The 18,089-nt window shown below is 46.2% G+C and carries 13 protein-coding genes; 2 read left to right on the top strand and 11 right to left on the bottom strand.

Going from position 1 to position 18,089, the window contains the following annotated elements:
• Positions 1-103 precede the first annotated feature (103 nt).
• The 6 genes from ACP4IT_RS03015 to helD all read right to left on the bottom strand — a co-directional run bounded on the left by ACP4IT_RS03015 (position 104) and on the right by helD (position 8,990).
• Entirely contained in the window at positions 104-502 is a 399-nt protein-coding gene (locus ACP4IT_RS03015; RefSeq protein WP_011668375.1) for an iron-sulfur cluster biosynthesis family protein, read from the bottom strand.
• Positions 503-576: 74 nt separating this feature from the next.
• Positions 577-2,790: an alpha-galactosidase gene (locus tag ACP4IT_RS03010; protein ID WP_156646297.1), complete on the bottom strand. Its 2,214-nt coding sequence runs from the start codon at positions 2,788-2,790 to the stop codon at positions 577-579.
• A gap of 182 nt (positions 2,791-2,972) precedes the next feature.
• Positions 2,973-4,514, bottom strand: coding sequence for a glutamine-hydrolyzing GMP synthase (guaA, locus tag ACP4IT_RS03005; RefSeq protein ID WP_172757523.1), 1,542 nt, complete (start codon positions 4,512-4,514; stop codon positions 2,973-2,975).
• 108 nt (positions 4,515-4,622) lie between these two features.
• Positions 4,623-5,207: a hypothetical protein gene (locus ACP4IT_RS03000; protein ID WP_035465414.1), complete on the bottom strand. Its 585-nt coding sequence runs from the start codon at positions 5,205-5,207 to the stop codon at positions 4,623-4,625.
• A 6-nt stretch (positions 5,208-5,213) separates the two neighbouring features.
• Positions 5,214-6,137: a type I pantothenate kinase gene (gene coaA / locus ACP4IT_RS02995; protein ID WP_011668379.1), complete on the bottom strand. Its 924-nt coding sequence runs from the start codon at positions 6,135-6,137 to the stop codon at positions 5,214-5,216.
• Between the two features lie 558 nt (positions 6,138-6,695).
• Positions 6,696-8,990 (bottom strand): RNA polymerase recycling motor HelD, encoded by a 2,295-nt coding sequence (helD, locus tag ACP4IT_RS02990; protein ID WP_426855164.1) that lies wholly within the window; start codon positions 8,988-8,990, stop codon positions 6,696-6,698.
• Positions 8,991-9,335: 345 nt separating this feature from the next.
• On the opposite strand from helD, the gene ACP4IT_RS02985 reads away from it, so the two are divergent.
• Positions 9,336-11,189, top strand: coding sequence for a cation:proton antiporter (locus ACP4IT_RS02985; protein WP_114684522.1), 1,854 nt, complete (start codon positions 9,336-9,338; stop codon positions 11,187-11,189).
• A 45-nt stretch (positions 11,190-11,234) separates the two neighbouring features.
• A complete protein-coding gene (locus ACP4IT_RS02980; RefSeq protein WP_011668381.1) occupies positions 11,235-11,885 on the top strand; it encodes a histidine phosphatase family protein in 651 nt (216 codons plus the stop codon).
• A gap of 92 nt (positions 11,886-11,977) precedes the next feature.
• Here ACP4IT_RS02980 and ACP4IT_RS02975 read toward each other — a convergent pair whose 3' ends face one another.
• The 5 genes from ACP4IT_RS02975 to ACP4IT_RS02955 form a co-directional block, all read right to left on the bottom strand.
• Complete coding sequence (locus tag ACP4IT_RS02975) at positions 11,978-12,937, bottom strand: ABC transporter ATP-binding protein (protein WP_011668382.1); 960 nt, start codon at positions 12,935-12,937, stop codon at positions 11,978-11,980.
• Positions 12,937-14,037: an ABC transporter ATP-binding protein gene (locus ACP4IT_RS02970; protein ID WP_011668383.1), complete on the bottom strand. Its 1,101-nt coding sequence runs from the start codon at positions 14,035-14,037 to the stop codon at positions 12,937-12,939. Before ACP4IT_RS02970 ends, ACP4IT_RS02975 begins: the two co-directional genes overlap by 1 nt.
• A gap of 13 nt (positions 14,038-14,050) precedes the next feature.
• Positions 14,051-15,076 (bottom strand): ABC transporter permease, encoded by a 1,026-nt coding sequence (locus ACP4IT_RS02965; RefSeq protein WP_011668384.1) that lies wholly within the window; start codon positions 15,074-15,076, stop codon positions 14,051-14,053.
• An 11-nt stretch (positions 15,077-15,087) separates the two neighbouring features.
• Positions 15,088-16,017: an oligopeptide ABC transporter permease gene (gene opp3b, locus ACP4IT_RS02960; protein ID WP_011668385.1), complete on the bottom strand. Its 930-nt coding sequence runs from the start codon at positions 16,015-16,017 to the stop codon at positions 15,088-15,090.
• 196 nt (positions 16,018-16,213) lie between these two features.
• Entirely contained in the window at positions 16,214-17,839 is a 1,626-nt protein-coding gene (locus tag ACP4IT_RS02955) for a peptide ABC transporter substrate-binding protein (RefSeq protein ID WP_011668386.1), read from the bottom strand.
• Between the last annotated feature and the right edge of the window lie 250 nt (positions 17,840-18,089).

Here is an 18,089-nt window from a genome sequence, read left to right as displayed (position 1 = left end):
ATATGAGAATGGTTTGCCATTTTCTCATATTTACCCTAGTTTGGTAGCTTATTTTAAAAATTGTATCATTATTCTCACTCTATGGAGCGTATCAAAAAGACTTTTAACATCCACCATTACTTAGCTTAACCCCAGCCTGAAAAGCAGCTAGAACATCGGCCCCCTTAACCAGCTGAACAGTGCCATCCAACATCATATGGGCATCATCAGTAATGGCAATGCTTCCGTGACGATAGTCTAACTTTAACCCCGTTCCACAGAAAACCAGATCATAGTTAGAGGTCCAGAGCCGGACACCTTGCGTATTCGTCAGCAAAATGGGGTAGTCAGCGTCTGGCTCATCAACGTCAATGATGCTAAAGTTCGTGCCAATACTACAAGCACCGCCTTGTAGCGAGTACTTGCCGCCACCATCATCCACTAATAAAATCAGGTTGTGGTCCGTCAGGTGTTTTTGCTGAAGATAGTGGTAAAAATCGGGTGTTAGGGTAATTTCGGGCATAGTGGGAACCTCCTTGGGTTAGCTGTGATATTCTTACTAATTGTAAGGATATCACATTTTCAATAAATTCTCGCCTAAATTGCCGTCACCACAAACAACTGGGTATAAAAGTCTTTAGACTCTTGGCCGTCCGCCAAAATGGTTGGGACAAAATAACCAGCATTCATTAATTCATCCCCATAATAGGTTGATGGGTCATCATTAATTTGATAGCGCTGATTAGGACGTAATCCCTTGAAATAGAAGCGGGTATAAGGCGCATTGGGATGATTCAACAGTTGGTACCGGGCGGCAATCGCTTGTTTCTGGTCGTCACTCACAACCTGCCAACTAGTGACATTGCCGTCCTCCACAAAGGGACTGTCGATTCGGTAAAACTTTCCAAATTGGAAAAGCTGGCGATAACATTTATAAAAGGCCACTTGTTTTTTGACTTGGTCCAATTCCGTTGGCGCCATCTTGGTAATATCGAGTTCATACCCCAAATCACCGAAGAACGCTACGGCCCCTCTGGTCTTTAGCGACGTGATCCGCCCCATCTGGTCATTTGGAACCGCAGAGACGTGGGCTCCCATCATGGCTTGTGGATACCCATAGGACGTCCCGAATTGAATCAGCAGGCGTTCTGCCGCATCAGTATCATCACTCGTCCACGCTTGCGGCGCATAATACATCATCCCCAGATCGAACCGGCCCCCACCGGACGCACAGGATTCAAACAAAACATTCGGATAGGCCTGCGTTAATCGGGCATACAACTGATAAACGCCTAGAATATATCGATGCGGCAGTTCTAATTGCTGATCACTAGTTAACCTTGAACTAAACATTTCCGTCGCATAGCGGTTCATATCCCACTTGATGTAGTCCAAGTTCGCCGATTCAATCATCTGACTCATCAGCTTAAATAGGTAATCGACCACTTCTGGCCGCGCCATATCCAAAACGAACTGGTGGCGACCAGGCGTTGGCGTCGATTTGGGTGCATGAATCAACCAGTCGGGATGCTGTTGGTAAAGGTCACTATCAACAGAAACCATTTCCGGTTCAAACCACAAACCAAACTTCATCCCTTGCTGATGAACTGCTTGACTGAAGTGTTCGATGCCATCCGGAAACTTCCTCTGATCGACAAACCAGTCCCCTAAGGAGGTGGTGTCGCCATCCCGGTGGCCAAACCAGCCATCATCCAGCACAAACATCTCAATTCCCAGTCGCTTAGCCTGGTTAACAATCGTCATCAACTTCGCTTCGTTAAAGTCAAAGTAAGTGGCCTCCCAATTATTAATCAGCACCGGCCGTTCCTCATGAGCAAATCGCGGATTAACCAAATGCTGCTGATAAAAACTGGCCATTTGCTGTGACAGTTGGTTCATTCCGGCTGAGGTATAACTCAAAATTGCCTCGGGAGTCTGAAATGTCGCTTGCGGGGCCAGATTCCAACCAAATTCGTCTGGATTGATTCCGGTCAGAATCCGGCTGGTACTGTATTGGTCAACTTCAATGGCATCCAAAAAATTACCGGAATAAACTAAATTGAAGCCAAAGACCGCCCCTTGCTCGTCGGTCGTCTGTGGGCGGGCCAACATCATGAAGGGGTTTTGTTGGTGACTTGAGGCCATCCGTAGGCTACTAATACTCTGCATTCCCGGTCGTAATGGATGACGGTACAGATGCCGTTCACGCGCCCACGTACCAGAAAATTGGATTAGGTCATAATTGGCATCCGGCAAATCTAACTGAGAACTGAGCGCCCGATTCAGAACTAATTTTTCGGAACTTGGATTGGTAAACTTCGCACTTTTTACAATGACATCTTGGTGTGGAAAAATACTGTAATTAAGGTCAAGTGCCAACCCGGTAATCCGATCGTTAAAGGACACGACTAATGTTTGGGCATCGTCATCGGTATCATCAAACGTTGATGGCAAGTTGGCTAATCGCTGTTTCCCTGTTAGTAGTTGGTAATGATCATAAGTCAACTCGGTAATCCGGCTCCCATTTGCTTGGGTCACTTGAAAAGCCGGTTGCCGGAAATCGCCCTTGCCCAAGCTCGCATACTCGGCCTTGATCGTAGCTGGCTGAAAATTCGGGTTTTCTTCGTTCAATGACGGTGTCGCGTCACGCCATTCCTGTGACATGAGATTTTGATAGGTCGGTTGCACGTGGATTCTTGGTCCATAATAAATCTGACCAGCCTCGCCATTTTTCATAATTTGAAAAATATAACTCGTGTGATCGGTTTGTAGATGAAACGTAAGATTAGCTTCATTGACATGGATTGACATAGCATCGATTCCTTTCAAAAATGATATCGATTACATTGTTTATCATACAACAGTTACATTCGGGATTCATCGAGATAGCTCAACTGTTGGCATTTGTATAGTTGGTTAACGCCGCATACTACAAAAAAAGCCACCTAAACTAAATTGCTTAGATGGCTTCTTTACATGAATTCTACTAACCATTATTCCCACTCAATAGTCGAAGGCGGCTTACTCGTCACATCATATAAGATGCGGTTAACATGTTCCACTTCATTAACAATCCGCACAGAAATATCTTGCAAGACATCCCATGGAATATGCGCGAAGTCAGCCGTCATACCATCAATCGAAGTGACAGCGCGAATACCCACGGCGTAATCATACGTCCGGCCATCGCCCATTACCCCGACACTCTTGATGTTGGGCAGCACCGTAAAGTATTGCCAAATGTCTCGGTCGAGACCGGCCTTCTTGATTTCCTCACGGAGAATCAAATCGCTATCGCGGACAATTTGGAGCTTTTCTGGTGTAATTTCACCCAATACCCGAATCCCTAAACCAGGACCAGGAAATGGTTGCCGCCACACTAACTCGCTTGGCATTCCCAGCTTTTCACCCAATTCACGGGCTTCATCCTTGAACAGCGAACGTAAGGGTTCAATCAATTGGAAATGCATATCTTCTGGCAAGCCACCAACGTTATGGTGTGACTTGATTGTTTGGGCCGTATCCGTCCCACTTTCAATCACGTCAGTGTACAGCGTTCCTTGGGCTAAGAAGTCGATACCATCCAGCTTCTGGGCCTCATCATTGAAGACTTGAATAAACTCATTTCCAATAATCTTACGTTTCTTTTCGGGTTCCGTAACGCCTGCCAACTTACTCAAGAAGCGATCTTGCGCGTTGACCTGCACGATGTTCAACCCAAATTTACCTTCTAGGCTGTCCATTACTTGCTTGGCTTCACCCTTACGTAATAGACCATGATCGACGAAGATACTGGTCAATTGTGAGCCGATTGCTTTATGCAATAACACGCCCACAACGGATGAATCAACCCCACCAGACAGACCCAACAGGACCTTCTTGTCGCCAACGGTTTCCCGAATTTGAGCAATTTGTAAATCAATGAAATCATCCATTGACCAGTTAGCCTGTGCTTGGCAGACATCAAAAGCAAAGTGCTTTAAGATATCGTTACCGTATTCTGTGTTCCGGACTTCCGCATGGAATTGAATCCCATAGAAATTACGGGTCGTATCCTGCATCGCTGAAATTGGACAGTTTTCACTGGTTGCTACCCGTTCAAAACCATCAGGCACTTGAGTGACTAAGTCCCCATGGCTCATCCACACCGTTTGTTCCTTAGGGGTGTCGTGGAATAGCTTTGCGTCGTCGCTCAGAACCGTAATATCGGCCCGACCGTATTCTCGGTTATCAGCGGATTCAACCTTGCCACCCGTCAAACTGTGGGCCATCAGTTGCATCCCGTAACAAATTCCTAAAATTGGAATACCGAGGTTAAAAATCTCTGGGTCCACATTAAATGCACTACTGTCGTAGACACTATTTGGTCCACCAGAGAAGATAATTCCCTTGGGGCCCCAAGCCTTAATCTCAGCCGCAGTCATCGTATGGGCCTTTAATTCGGAGTAAACTCCGAGGTCACGAATCCGGCGGGTGATCAATTGGTTGTATTGACTCCCAAAGTCTAAGACGATGATCTTGTCGAATTTAGACATATCAACGTTTGCCAAGCCATTCACCCTTTCTTCTTTTTCAACATTGCTTATATCATACCGATTTCTGAAACGCGGGTCAATCTAAAACAACGTTCAATCTATCACGAATTAGTTTATCCGGTAACGCAGATGAAGGTATGGTTGCCGATCCAAGCGCCGGCGTTCGGTGGTCACACACCCAAACATGGCTGCTAGCTGGGCCAAACGACTCCCGGGCCGCACATCTAATCCCAAGAAGGCCTGACCACTCAAACGGGCCTGATGAATGGCATCCCCAAATAACCACTCGTCAAACCACTTTTGTTGATAAGTTTTGTGTTGCGAACGGTTACGTACCGTGAGCAAGTCCAAGTACCACTCATCAGGCAACGCGCGCGGTGAGACCACTGACTGCTGCGGTGGTGTCACCTGCAAGCGTTCAAACAGGGGCGTCCACTCATTATCCAATGTCATTTCAACGGCTGCTGGGTACCCGTAAGCTACCCCGACGGCCACGCCCTGATTTTGATAAACGCGCGCTTGTGGAAAACCATATCGAAACGCTGACTGGTGATACCCGACAAACAATAGCTGCGATAATTGCTCTTTACTAAGGCGCCGCAATCGGCGTAACTGGCGGCGTTCCAGTTCGTGTAAGACCAACATGCTCACCGCATCCGCATCAACAATGGTCGCATCACGTAGCACTCCCATCGCCCCCTAATATTTCCGTAACAGCAATCGATCAATCCGGTGGCCGAATGTTTTATGAATAATCATATCGGCCCGGTTGCGAGTTGGTAAAATATACTCTTCCAGGTTTTTTAAATCAATATCACGCCACACCCGTTTACTCTTAGCAATGGCTTCATCATGATCGCCAATCGCGTAAGGATAATAGTAATTGGTCGGGTCCTGAAAAGCCGTCGCTAGCAGCAATTCAAACCGTTCCAAGAACCAGCTTTCAATCAGCGTGGGGTCGGCATCTACATAAATTGAAAAATCGGTGAAATCACTGACATAAATTTGCTCGTTAGTCGGCAACTGTAAGGTGTTGATGCCTTCAACGATCAGCACATCTGGATGCATGATGTAGTCAAACTGATCGGGAACGATGTCATACACTTTGTGCGAATAGACTGGGGCCTTAATCAGTTCCTTTCCCGCCTTAACGTCATTGAGAAATTGAATCAGTGCCGTCATATCATAGCTTTCTGGAAACCCTTTACGTGCCATTAAATTACGTTTTTTAAGTTCCTCATTGCTATATAAAAAACCATCGGTCGTAATAAGCTGAATCCGTTGATCCGTAAAATAGTGATTAAGCAACACTTCCAATAACCGCGCAGCCGTACTCTTGCCCACCGCCACGCTACCGGCAATTCCAATAATAAATGGAACTCGCTGTTGTGGTTGCTTTAAAAAGGTTGCTTTATCGCGTTGTAACTGCCGATAATGATCAAACTCCAAGTGTACCAAGTGCACTAGTGGAATATAAATATCCTGCACATCTTGCAACGAAATACGGTCGTTGAACGCCTTAATCTGCCGCAAGCTTTCTTGCGTTAGCGGTAAGGTAGCGTCCGCCGAGAATTGTTGCCACTGCTCACGGGTAAACGCGTTGTAATTAATGGGATCACGCAATCGAGACACCTCAACTTCTACAAAATAATTACTGCCTATTATACCGCAGAACTTGGTCAGGCTGACAATATTCTCGGTGAAAATCCAGCAGCCACGTCCTGGCTTTATCCCGCTGCCAGACATGTATGCTACTACCCTGCCTTCCAGGCGCGTGTCTCATGTAAGTCGCTATGGGCCCGACTTCGAGCCTTGCAAGCTCACAAGTCTCGAAGCTAGGCTTGTTCAAGCTGGATTTAACCAAGTGGTATCAAGCCACACAACACTAGCCCGGCGGGAAGCGGCAAATGGGCTCAGTATCGTCGTTATTCTTAGGGCGCGTCCTTGGCGCTCTTAGGATAAGACCGAGCTTTAAGACAAGTGCCTTGCTTGGCTTAAAGTCGTGTCCGGTACGTTCCAGCCCATTTGCTGCGACCAGAGGGCGGGCAGTAGCCGACCGTATGACCACGCCACAACACATTTGTTGCGACCCAAAGGCAGGCAGCCTCGAAAAATGTTGCTTTAATAAAAAACTAGGATAGCCAGAACACAAACCGTTCTGATTACCCTAGTTTTAATCACCTAAATCACTGTATATTCTTCGGCTGGCACGTCACTTAATAAGGGTGAGACTTCCCCCACCGCCACTAAGCTTAGACAGTGCATCGCTCGTGAGCAAATCGTGTAAAGCAACTGCCGTTCATCTTCAGCCGCATAACGACTAGCTGAAGCCTGCCAAACAATTATGGCATCAAACTCTAGGCCCTTTGCCAAGAAAGACGGTACCACAATGGTCCCCGGCGCTAGCCGCTGATTTTCTGACTGAATCAAAGTCACACTAGCACCCGCTGCTTTGAGTTGATCGGTTAAAGCTCGGCAATCAGCTAAGTCTTTTCCAATGATCGCCGTCGTTTCTTGATCCGCTTCATTTTTCTGGACCTGCGCAATCACTTTCTTTAGCGCACCGGCTTCATCATTAGCCACCGTCACCGTTGGCAATTCCCCTTCACGGGCAAATGCTGTGACCGCCTCCCCATTTTTGAGGATATGCTTGGTAAAGTCCGTGACCTGCTGCGTCGACCGATACGACTGCGTCAATTGAACAACCCGGGTCTTATCGGGATCGAACATCGTACTCAGCTCTTGTAACAATGTCCGACTGTTTTCTTTGGTGAAAATCGCTTGGTTTAAGTCCCCCAGCATTGTGAACCGCGCTCGTGGAAAGCTAAACTTCAAAAAGGCTAACTGGAAGGCATTATAATCTTGAATTTCATCAATGAAGACGTACCGCATGTCTCTCTCACCGTCTTTACCCGTCATTTTGTCATACAAGTACAGGTACGGTGTGGTATCAACCAGCTGCATACGATGATCCTTCAACTTAGTAATAGACTCTTCCACGCTGGCCTGCCAATCAGCCATCGAGATACCATAATCACGTAGTTCCAAACGATTGGGTATATCCCGTAGCATGTGGACATACTGGTTATTGATACTCAAGAAACGCGCCCGCACAATCGCCTTACGAATTGGTTCAAAGGCCTTCATCACCACTTTACGTGATAAGAACTGCATTTCCTTTTCAGAGGATTCGAACTCTCGTGGCTCATCGCCATACAGCGAATCTAGCTCCTGCTTGCTCAAATCCTGAATGGTTTCTTCAACCCACTTTGTCTTCATTTCACTAGAAATCCGGCGATTCAAAATGCGAATCAAGGCTTCCTTAGTCGCTTGCAGTCGATTCCCTAAATGATAATTACGATTGAAACTGTAATAAATATCTTGGATTTTTGCTTTATCAATGAACACTTGGCCCTTAAACTTGATGTTTCTAAAGACCATGTCGGCACTTTCCAAATGATCGGCATACCCCGTCACAGCATCGAAAAAGGCCAGGCTCCCCTTTAGCTGATTAATCTTCTTTTGGGCGGGCGTATTACTTTCATCAAATCGTTGGGCCAAAGTCTCCACATCAATCTTAGGCAACCGTCTGCCAGCATATTGGTAATAGGTCATCTGCACCATATTGTGCTCCCCTAATTCTGGCAACACCTGATCAATGTAATCATTAAAGAGTTGGTTTGGCGAGAACAACATGACTTGTCCCGCATTCAAATGGCCCCGGTACCGATACAACAGGAACGCCACGCGTTGTAAAATGGCGGCCGTTTTCCCGGACCCGGCCGCCCCTTGGACGAACAACAGATCTGATTTGGTATCCCGGATAATTTGGTTTTGTTCCTTTTGAATGGTCGTCACAATGCTCTTCATCTTGGTATCTGAGTGTTCACTCAGCGCCGATAACAGCATCTGATCCGTCACCGTTTGATCAGTGTCGTAGAGTGTGACAATCGTTCCATCTTCAATCTGAAATTGTCGTTTTAACTGAACGTTGACGGTCTGTTCCCCATCCGGCGTTTGATAGCTGACATCGCCCAGTTCACCATCGTAATAGATACTGGAAATTGGAGCCCGCCAATCATAAATCAAAAAATGATCCGGCGTGTCCGAAAACGAGCCTAATCCAATATAAATTGACTCAGTCTTAGCGGTCGGCCCTTCTTGAAAATCGATTCGGGCAAAATAGGCCTTTTTCTCAAGCCGCTGTAACGTGCTCAACTCAGTTGTGGCATGTTGCCAACTGTTCTGACGTTCTGCCAACATTTGCTGCTGTTGCCGCACAGACAGTGCCGTTTCCAACAAGCCCTCATAACTATCCGTTTTAATCCGTAAGTCATTAACAAAATTTTTGCGGATACCGGCTTCATCATTTTCCGCAACATCAATTCGTTGCTTGGCGTCTTCTTCTGCCACCTTAACCTTGGCGACCACGTCATCCAAATGTTTTTGCTCGTAAGCTTTAATTGAATCTGGCAAGCCGATCCCTCCTCAGTGAACTGGATTGTTAAAATAAACTAATAATTCGCCTAACTATTCTACACGTCTTCCGGGTATAAATAAAGCAAACTGACCGCTACGGAATCCGTTAGCTTTTCACACTCCTACTCGTCTAACCATCAGTCTTGACCGATAGTTTTCTGCTAAACTGGGGCACCTTCAAACTAACACTATCCAACTTTTCTGCAGTAGAGACCATAATTGGCTTAAAGTCGTGTCCGGTACGTTCCAGCCCATTTACCGCGACCAGAGGGCGAACAACCCCTAATCAGACCAGTTTTGCTATAATGAAAGTTGTGTACCATAACTTCTGGGGGTGACTTTATGGATCAACTTTCCTTATTAATCATTTTAGCCGCTGCACTGATTACCCCGCTCACTATGGCTTGGTTTCGGTTAACTGCCTTACCAACTGCCGTCGTGGAAATTCTCGTGGGTATCTTGCTCGGTCCGAGTGTCTTCAATCTCGTACAATCTAATAGTACGTTGACACTGTTGTCCAATACTGGGGTCATTTTCCTGCTATTTCTTAGCGGGATGGAAATTGATTTCAGTCTGTTCAATCGACGCAAACAGCCACAGACGCCACTAGCCGCTAAAGTTGCCGGCAGCGCGCCCCGCTATTCACCCGTCTTCTTAGCCATTAGTGCCTACGTTGGTGTAGTTGTCAGCTCACTTTTCTTGGGATTTTTATGTCAGTGGACCGGTCTCTTCAAGGACCCATGGCTAGCAGCCATTATCTTCATGACCATTTCCTTAGGGATTGTCATCGCAACACTAAAAGAAAAGGAATTGCTCAGCAAACCATTTGGTCAAACTATCCTACTGATTGCTGCGCTCGGTGAAATTGTCCCACTCTTTGCGCTTACGCTATATGCCTCAGTCTTTGGCAACAACAGTCAGTCCTTATGGCTGTTACTACTAGTTTTCTTTGCCGCAGCTCTACTCTTCTTACGATTTAAGCCCTTCTTTAATTTCTACGAACGGATTAATAAGTCCACGACCCAGCTGGATATTCGCTTGGCCTTCTTCTTAATCTTTAGTCTCGTGATTGTGGCGGAATCGGTTGGCGCAGAAGGGATTCTGGGCGCCTTTGTGGCCGGTATCGTTATGAAACTTCTTCAACCACATGAAGACACTCGCGTTCGTCTTGATGCCATCGGGTATGGCTTCTTCATCCCCATTTTCTTTATGATGAGTGGCATCAATCTCAATTTGCGCACGCTATTAGCCGATCCAGCAACCCTATTGCTAATCCCCGCCTTTTTTGCCGCTTACTTATTCTCTAAAGCCATTATTTATGGTATCTTACGTCTCCGTTTCAAACGGGGCAACGCCTTTGCTGGTACTGCTATCTCCGCAGCCACCATTACGATGGTCTTAGCCGTTCTACAAGTTGCGAAAACCATGAAGGTGGTTACGTCCCAACAATCCGGCGCTTTCCTATTAGCGGCCATTCTAACGTGTGTCTTGGGTCCCTTGTTGTTCAACACGAGCTACTCAGCCGAAGCCGAAGACCTTAAGAAGACCACCGTACATTTCATTGGGACTAATCTGCTGACCGTTCCCGTTGCCCAACAATTAGCTGGCTGGTATGACATTTCAATGTATACCGACAAGGCCGCTAACTATAAAACATACAATTCAGAAGTTAATGTTCACTTACTGGACTCTTTAGAAACGACTTACGTGCGGGAACAAGGCGTGTTCGATGCGGATACCGTGGTTCTCGGTCATTTTAACGCGACTAAAAACTATGAACTCGCTAAGGCTGCTAAGGCGTACGGGGTTAGCCGGGTAATCGTCAGGTTTGAAGACCGCAATGTATTAGACGAACGAGAAGACGAGCTCACCAGTCTTGGTATTGAGGTCTACGACACGCCTAACGTCAATATTGCTATGCTTCGTAGCCTAATTGAGGCGCCCACGACGCTACGTCTACTCACCTCATCAACGACTGCCGTCTATGAAGTTGCCCTCAAAAACCGGCGATACACAGACCAAGAAATTCGTAGTCTCCCCTTCGTGGGCGATATTACCATCAGTCAGGTTTTCCGTGATGGTCAGTTCATTCGGCCCACAGGTACGACACTCTTAAAACTTAACGACCGGTTGATCTTTACCAGCAGTCCCGACACCGCTCGTGAAATTCGGCGCGAACTAGGCATTCTCAATTAGAACTGTTAAACTAATAGCAGTCAATGCTAAAGGAGAGAGTAAGAGATGGCAGTTGAACTTTATTTGGTGCGGCACGGCCAAACCTATTTAAACAAGTACCACCGGATTCAAGGATGGTCCGACTCACCACTGACGGACAAGGGAATCGCAGATGCCAAGCGCGCCGGTCAACGACTGGCACAAGTGACATTTGCGGCCGCCTATGCGAGTGACACCACCCGGGCACAGAATACGGCTAAGCGGATTCTAGCCGCTAATGCGCAACCCGTCACACTGACGACGGAGCCCGCCTTCCGTGAAGAAAACTTTGGTTACTTTGAAGGCCTAGATACAGGTCTCACGTGGCACACCTTGGGAACACCACTAGGGTTAGATTCCTTTGATGCCATGATTGCCAACCTCACCATCGAAAAAACTAAGGACATGTTCCACGCTCAAGATCCCTTCGGTGACGCTGAAGACAATGCGCGTTTCTGGGATCGCGTACAGCCTGGCTTAGATCACGCCATTGCAGCAGCGAACGATGGTGATCGTTTATTGATTGCCACTCACAGCACAACGATTCGTAGTATTGTTTCAAAATACTCGGACATTGATGTTTCCGTACCCGTCGATAACGGCAGTATCACCAAGCTATCAGTCAATGATGGTCATTACCACGTTGACTACTACAACAACACTGATGGTAAAATTTAATTCTAGCCGCCATTAACTCGCCTAATTCTTGACGGTTGGTTGTGAGCAAATAAAAACAGTCATTGCCCAATCGGACGATGACTGTTTTTGGATTACTTCTTAATCAATGACGCCTCATGAGCTCGCTGCGTGTACATATCAATTTCATCATCAGCTGCTCGTACCCAGTGACGCGGTGAAATTTCAACCAAATGACGTTCCTTACCATCATTTTCGCCGCTACCATCATAGGCAATCTCTTGCCGGGCCCGTTCAAACTCAGGATCAGGAACCGGCACAGCCGACAACAGACTCTTCGTGTAATCATGTAATGGGTGGGCATAGATTTCGTCAGAATCAGCGATCTCTAACATCCGCCCGTAATGCATAACCCCAATTCGATCGGAGATGTACTTCACCATCGACAAGTCATGGGCAATGAACAGGTACGTTAAGCCCTGTTCGCGTTGGAGCTTCTTCATCAAGTTAACCACTTGGGCTTGAATTGACACATCCAACGCAGAAATTGGTTCATCAGCAATGACAAACTTAGGGTCCACGGCTAATGCCCGGGCAATCCCAATCCGTTGCCGCTGGCCACCAGAGAATTCGTGCGGATAACGGCTAGAATGGTCCTTGTTCAACCCCACGGTCTCCAATAGATCTTCGACCTTTTTCGTCCGGTCAGCATCGTCTTTCGCCAAGTGATTGATGTCAATCCCTTCAGCCACGATGTCTTTAACTTTCATCCGTGGATTCAGTGACGCGTAAGGGTCTTGGAAAATCATCTGCATATCCTGACGAAATTCACGTTGATCAGCTTTACTGGTAAAACTATCCACGTTCTTACCGTCAAACAAGATTTCTCCAGAGGTGGGCTCATACAAGTGAATAATGGCCCGCCCGGTCGTTGTTTTCCCTGAACCGGATTCACCAACTAAGCCAAAGGTTTCACCTTTATAGATGTCAAAGGAAATATCATCCACGGCCCGAACTTCATCAGCCTTACCCACATTGAAGTATTGTTTGAGGTGTTTAACCTCGAGGATTTTTTCGGCATTTTCGTAATCCATTATTGCTGTTCCTCCTCTTCTTCAACTGGACCGGCAGTCCGTTGCTTGGCTAACAGTTCCTGATTCATTTCAGCATATTGCTGTTGCCGCGCCACGATTTGTGCTGGTGGCGTAACCTTAGGGGCATCCGGATGCAGCAACCAGGTTGCCGCATAATGCGTATCAGAAATCTTAAAGAACGGTGGTTCCTGTTGCGTATCAATCTTTAGTGCATAGGCATTCCGGGCAGCAAAGGCGTCCCCAGTTGGTGGATCCAATAAATCTGGTGGCGTACCGGGAATCGATGGTAATTCATCACCACCGGTATCCAAGGTTGGCATTGAGCTAAGCAACCCCCACGTATAAGGGTGCTTTGGATTATAGAAGATTTCATCAACCGTGCCGTACTCAACGATTTTACCCGCGTACATCACGGCAACTCGATCAGCCATACCAGCCACCACACCCAAATCATGGGTGATAAAGATAATTGAGGTTGAAATCTTATCCTGCAATTCCTTCATTAAATTCAGAATTTGGGCTTGAATGGTCACATCCAACGCCGTGGTTGGTTCATCAGCAATTAAAACGTCTGGATAGTTAATCAGCGCAATCGCAATCACAATCCGTTGCCGCATCCCACCAGAAAATTGGTGAGGGTAGTCGTTAATCCGATTTTCAGCGTCGGTAATCCCAACTAACTTCATCATTTCCAAAGCTTGCGCCCAAGCCTTGTCTTTCTTCATCCCCTTGTGCACCATGAGGGGTTCAGCAATTTGCCGACCAATCTTCATCGTTGGGTCAAGGGAGGTCATTGGGTCCTGGAAGATTTCAGCGATATCTTGGCCCCGAATGGCTTCCATATCTTTATCGCTCTTCTTTAGAAGATCCTCGCCCTTGTACATAATCGAACCACTGGCAATATCGGCGTTGCGGGCATTTAGGCCCATGATGGTCCGCGTCGTAACGGACTTACCGGAACCAGATTCCCCAACAATTGCCAAGGTTTCGCCTTTTCGCAAATCGAAGCTAACGTTTCTGATGGCCTTCACGTCACCAGCATAGGTTTTGAAGTTAACTTGGAGATTGCGTACTTCTAACACATTATTTTCATTTTCCATACTGTCCGGTCACCTACTCTTTCGTCCGCGGATCAAAGGCATCCCGCAAGCCATCACCCAAAAGGTTAAAGGCTAACATGATGATACATAGGACCAGTGCTGGCCACCACATCTGGTATGGCAGGAACTGGAAGTTCTTTTGCCCATCATTTAGCAATGTCCCCAAAGAAGCTTGTGGTGAAGAAATCCCGATCCCAATATAGGACAAGGTTGCTTCAAAGAAGATGGCGTTGGGAATTGTGAACATCGTATTGATGATAATGACACTGGATAAGTTAGGTAACAAATGCTTGAAGGCAATCTTCAACGGACTCTCACCCAGTGTTTTCGCAGCTAGAATAAATTCTTGCTCCTTTAATTCCAACGTCTGCGCTCGAACCAGCCGGGCCATATTGGTCCATGAGGTTAACGCAATCGCAATAATAATTGAGGTCATCCCGGGTTTCAGAATCAAAATCAACAGCACGATCACAACCAAGTTTGGAATTGACAGGATAATTTCGATGACCCGTTGCATGAAGGTATCAATACGGCCACCTTTCCACCCCGAGAACATCCCATAAGTTACCCCGATCGTTAAATCAAATAGCGTGGCAACCAAAGCAATAATCAAGGAAATCCGTGTTCCGTAAAGGACCCGTGAGAACAAGTCCCGACCTAAATAGTCAGTTCCCATGATGTAGGCCTTACCAGAAGCCCCGGCTTGTTGATAAGCATCAATTCGTTGGCCCGCTTGAACCAGCGTTCCATTGAATCCGTTAATCCCCACACCGGGAATCTTTGACGGTAAGTTCGCATACGATGGGTGCACCGCATTGGGATCATGAGGTGACACGAAGAGTGAACCAAAGGCCATGATGAAAATAATCGCCAAGATAATCAGGGACACCCAAGCCCCTTTATTTTTCTTTAACCGCCGCCAAGCATCTTGGGTAAACGTCAAGGATGGCGCGGCAATCTTTTCACTGTCAAGCGATGCCCGGTCATCGGCCGTCATCGGTTTAAAGCTATCTTCAGGGAGTTTTACTGTATCTGCCATTTATTTACCTCCTAGTTAGCCTTTCCTGTGAGCCGAATCCGTGGATCAACAACACCATATAAGATGTCAGTGAACAACAGAACCACACACAACATGAATGAGTACACGATGGTCAAGCCCATAATCGTTGGGTAATCATTGGTCAAGACGGACTTAACAAATTGTTCCCCAATACCAGGAATGGAGAAGATGTTTTCCACCACCATCGACCCAGTCATAATGTTCACGGCTAATGGACCCACAATCGTAATCAACGGAATCAAACTGTTCCGCAGCGCATGGTGGTAAATAACCCCCGTACGACTTAATCCCTTGGCCTTAGCTAGCTCAATATAATCCGAACTCAGCACATCGACCATTTCGGTTCGCACAAACCGAGCGGACTCGGCTAATGGTGTTGCGGCCAGCGCTAAGGTTGGTAGCACCGTATAACTAAAACCACCCCATTCAGCAATTGGGAACCAGCCCAGCTTCAGTCCTAAGTAATACTGAAGTAACACCGCTAAAACGAAAGACGGGATTGAAATTCCCAGAATCGAAACGATCGTTGAGGTCGTATCAACCCAAGAGTTTTGTCGCATCGCACCAAAGGCACCGATGATAACACCTACGAGCACGCCAAGGATGATGGCTTGCAGCCCAATCTGCAAGGATGGTGCAATACGACTTGAAATCAAGTAGGAAACGGGTTGATCACTAAACTGGAACGAGGTCCCAAAGTTTCCTTTAACCGCCCCAGCAATGTACAACAGGTACTGTTGCCATACAGGCTTATCCAAACCATATTGCTGATAAATCAACGCAATTTGGCTCTTGGATAGCTTAGCTTGGTTGGTCAGTGGCGTCCCAGGTAATAACTTCATTAGGAAGAACGTCACGGTAATCACAATGAATAAAGTCAGGATCAGGTAGAAGATCCGCTTTGCTAGGTACTTTGCCATTTGTTTACCTCTCAATCAGTAGACTTATTCGTTACCGTTAAGTTACGAAACTTAACAAGAACTCCACGAAAACAACAAGATGATAAAAAGCCTGCAATAACATCGAAAAGTAAGGACCAACTCCCGTTAATCCTTACTCCCCGGTAAGACTTATTTAGTCGGTCACCCGACGAAAACAATTACTTAAGTGATGAGCTTACTTGGAAATATATGCTGTACTGAAGTCCCAGTTAGCGCCAGTTGGGAAGTAAGTCAATCCCTTGACGTTTGACTTAACCAATTGTGCTTTCCCTTGTTGGTAAATTGGGATAATTCCTTGGTCATTCAGGATCGTCTTTTGTGCGTTAACCATGTCACTCCAACGAGCGGCCGTGTTGTTGGCATCCTTACCAGTTGCGGCTGCGATATACTTATCGTATGCCTTAGATGACCAACGACCATTGTTGTACGAATTACCAGAAGTGAACAGTGACAAGAAGGAAATTGGATCTGGGAAGTCAGCACCCCAAGCAGAGACCACAGCATCGAAGTCACCACTTTGAGAACGAGCTAACCGGGTCTTAAATGGTAAGTTACTGTTTGTCACCTTCAAGCCAGGTAACTTAGCCCATTGACTTTGAACGAATTCAGTAATGTTCTTACCAGCTGGTGTATCATCAGCCATTAAGGTTAATGAGTAGCTTGAACGGCCCGTTTCCTTTAAGGCTTCCTTCCATAGCTTCTTAGCCTTCGTTAAGTCTTGGCTCGTCGCTGATGGAACCGCAGCATCCGTGTTGAAGTCCTTACCCTTGTAAGAAGCTAAACCAGTTGAAACTAGACCCTTAGCAGTGGTTGAACCATCTTGTAAGACCTTGTTCACAAATTGGTTCCGGTTAACTGCCAATGATAAGGCTTGACGAGCCTTCTTGTTCTTCATCATTGAATCTTTCTTTTCGTTCAATTCAATGTAGAAGGTTGAAGCACTCTTCCGTTCAATATATTGCTTACTGTTCTTGTAGTTCTTAGGTTGTTGCCCACTCAAGTAAGTCGCATCCAACTTACCGCTCTGGTATTGACTCAAAGCCGTTTGCGGATCTTTCATCGTCTTGAAGTTAATCTTCTTTAGTTTAACATTCTTGGCGTTCCAGTAGCTAGAGTTTTTGCTCATGCTCCAATTATCAGACGTCCCGGTCCAGTACGTTAACTTAAATGGTCCATTATAGACGTTGTCTTGAGCATTAGTGGCGTACTTCTTGCCGTACTTTTGAACCACTGACTTGTTTTGTGGGAAGAACATTGGACTAGCAGCCAATGAAGGGAAGTAACTAGTGGCCTTAGTTAAGGTGACGACCACCTTATAGTTGCCCTCTGCCTTAATCCCTAATGTCGAAACAGCCTTCTTCTTATTGATGATGGCGTTAGCGTTCTTCACTGGCGCATACATGTAAGCGTATTGTGAAGCAGTCTTGGGATTAACTGTCCGTTGCCAGGCATAAACGAAATCTTTAGCTGTAACTTGGTCCCCGTTACTCCACTTAGACTTCCGTAAATTGAAGGTGTAAGTTTTCCCATCCTTGGAAACCTTGTAGCTCTTGGCAACCCCAGGATACGTCTTACTGTTCTTGCCAATTCGTAAGAGACCTTCACCAGTGTTGTTAATGGTTTCCCCGGAAACGACATCGGTGGCGGTGGAAGCATCCATCGACGGTAATGCTGAATTTTCCATCCAGTTTAACGTCTGCTTGCTGGCGGTGCTAGAACTGCCGTTTGATCCACACGCTGCCAGTAGCACAGCAGCGAAAGTTGCAACTGTTCCCAGTTTAACTGCCGAATTGATTTTCATTATAATTCCAACCCCTCTTAGTTGTGTGTGAAATAAATTGACAACCTCAAATTTGATGTTTCCAATTGTATATTAGAAAACAATTAAAATCAATGGTAAAAGCTAATTTTATTTAAAAAAGTTTCAACAATCCTTATATATCAAGGAATTAAAATGAAAAATTAAAATTCGATGTCACATTTTTCTGAGGATAAACATGCTTTTTTTGTATACCATATACAGAAAAATGGCGAACATTCACCTTATCCAC

The sequence above is a fragment of the Levilactobacillus sp. LN180102 genome, from assembly GCF_050106635.1.
Lineage (GTDB): Bacteria > Bacillota > Bacilli > Lactobacillales > Lactobacillaceae > Levilactobacillus > Levilactobacillus brevis.
Note: the sequence above shows the minus strand (reverse complement) of the source record. Positions and strands in the feature narration are given on the sequence as shown.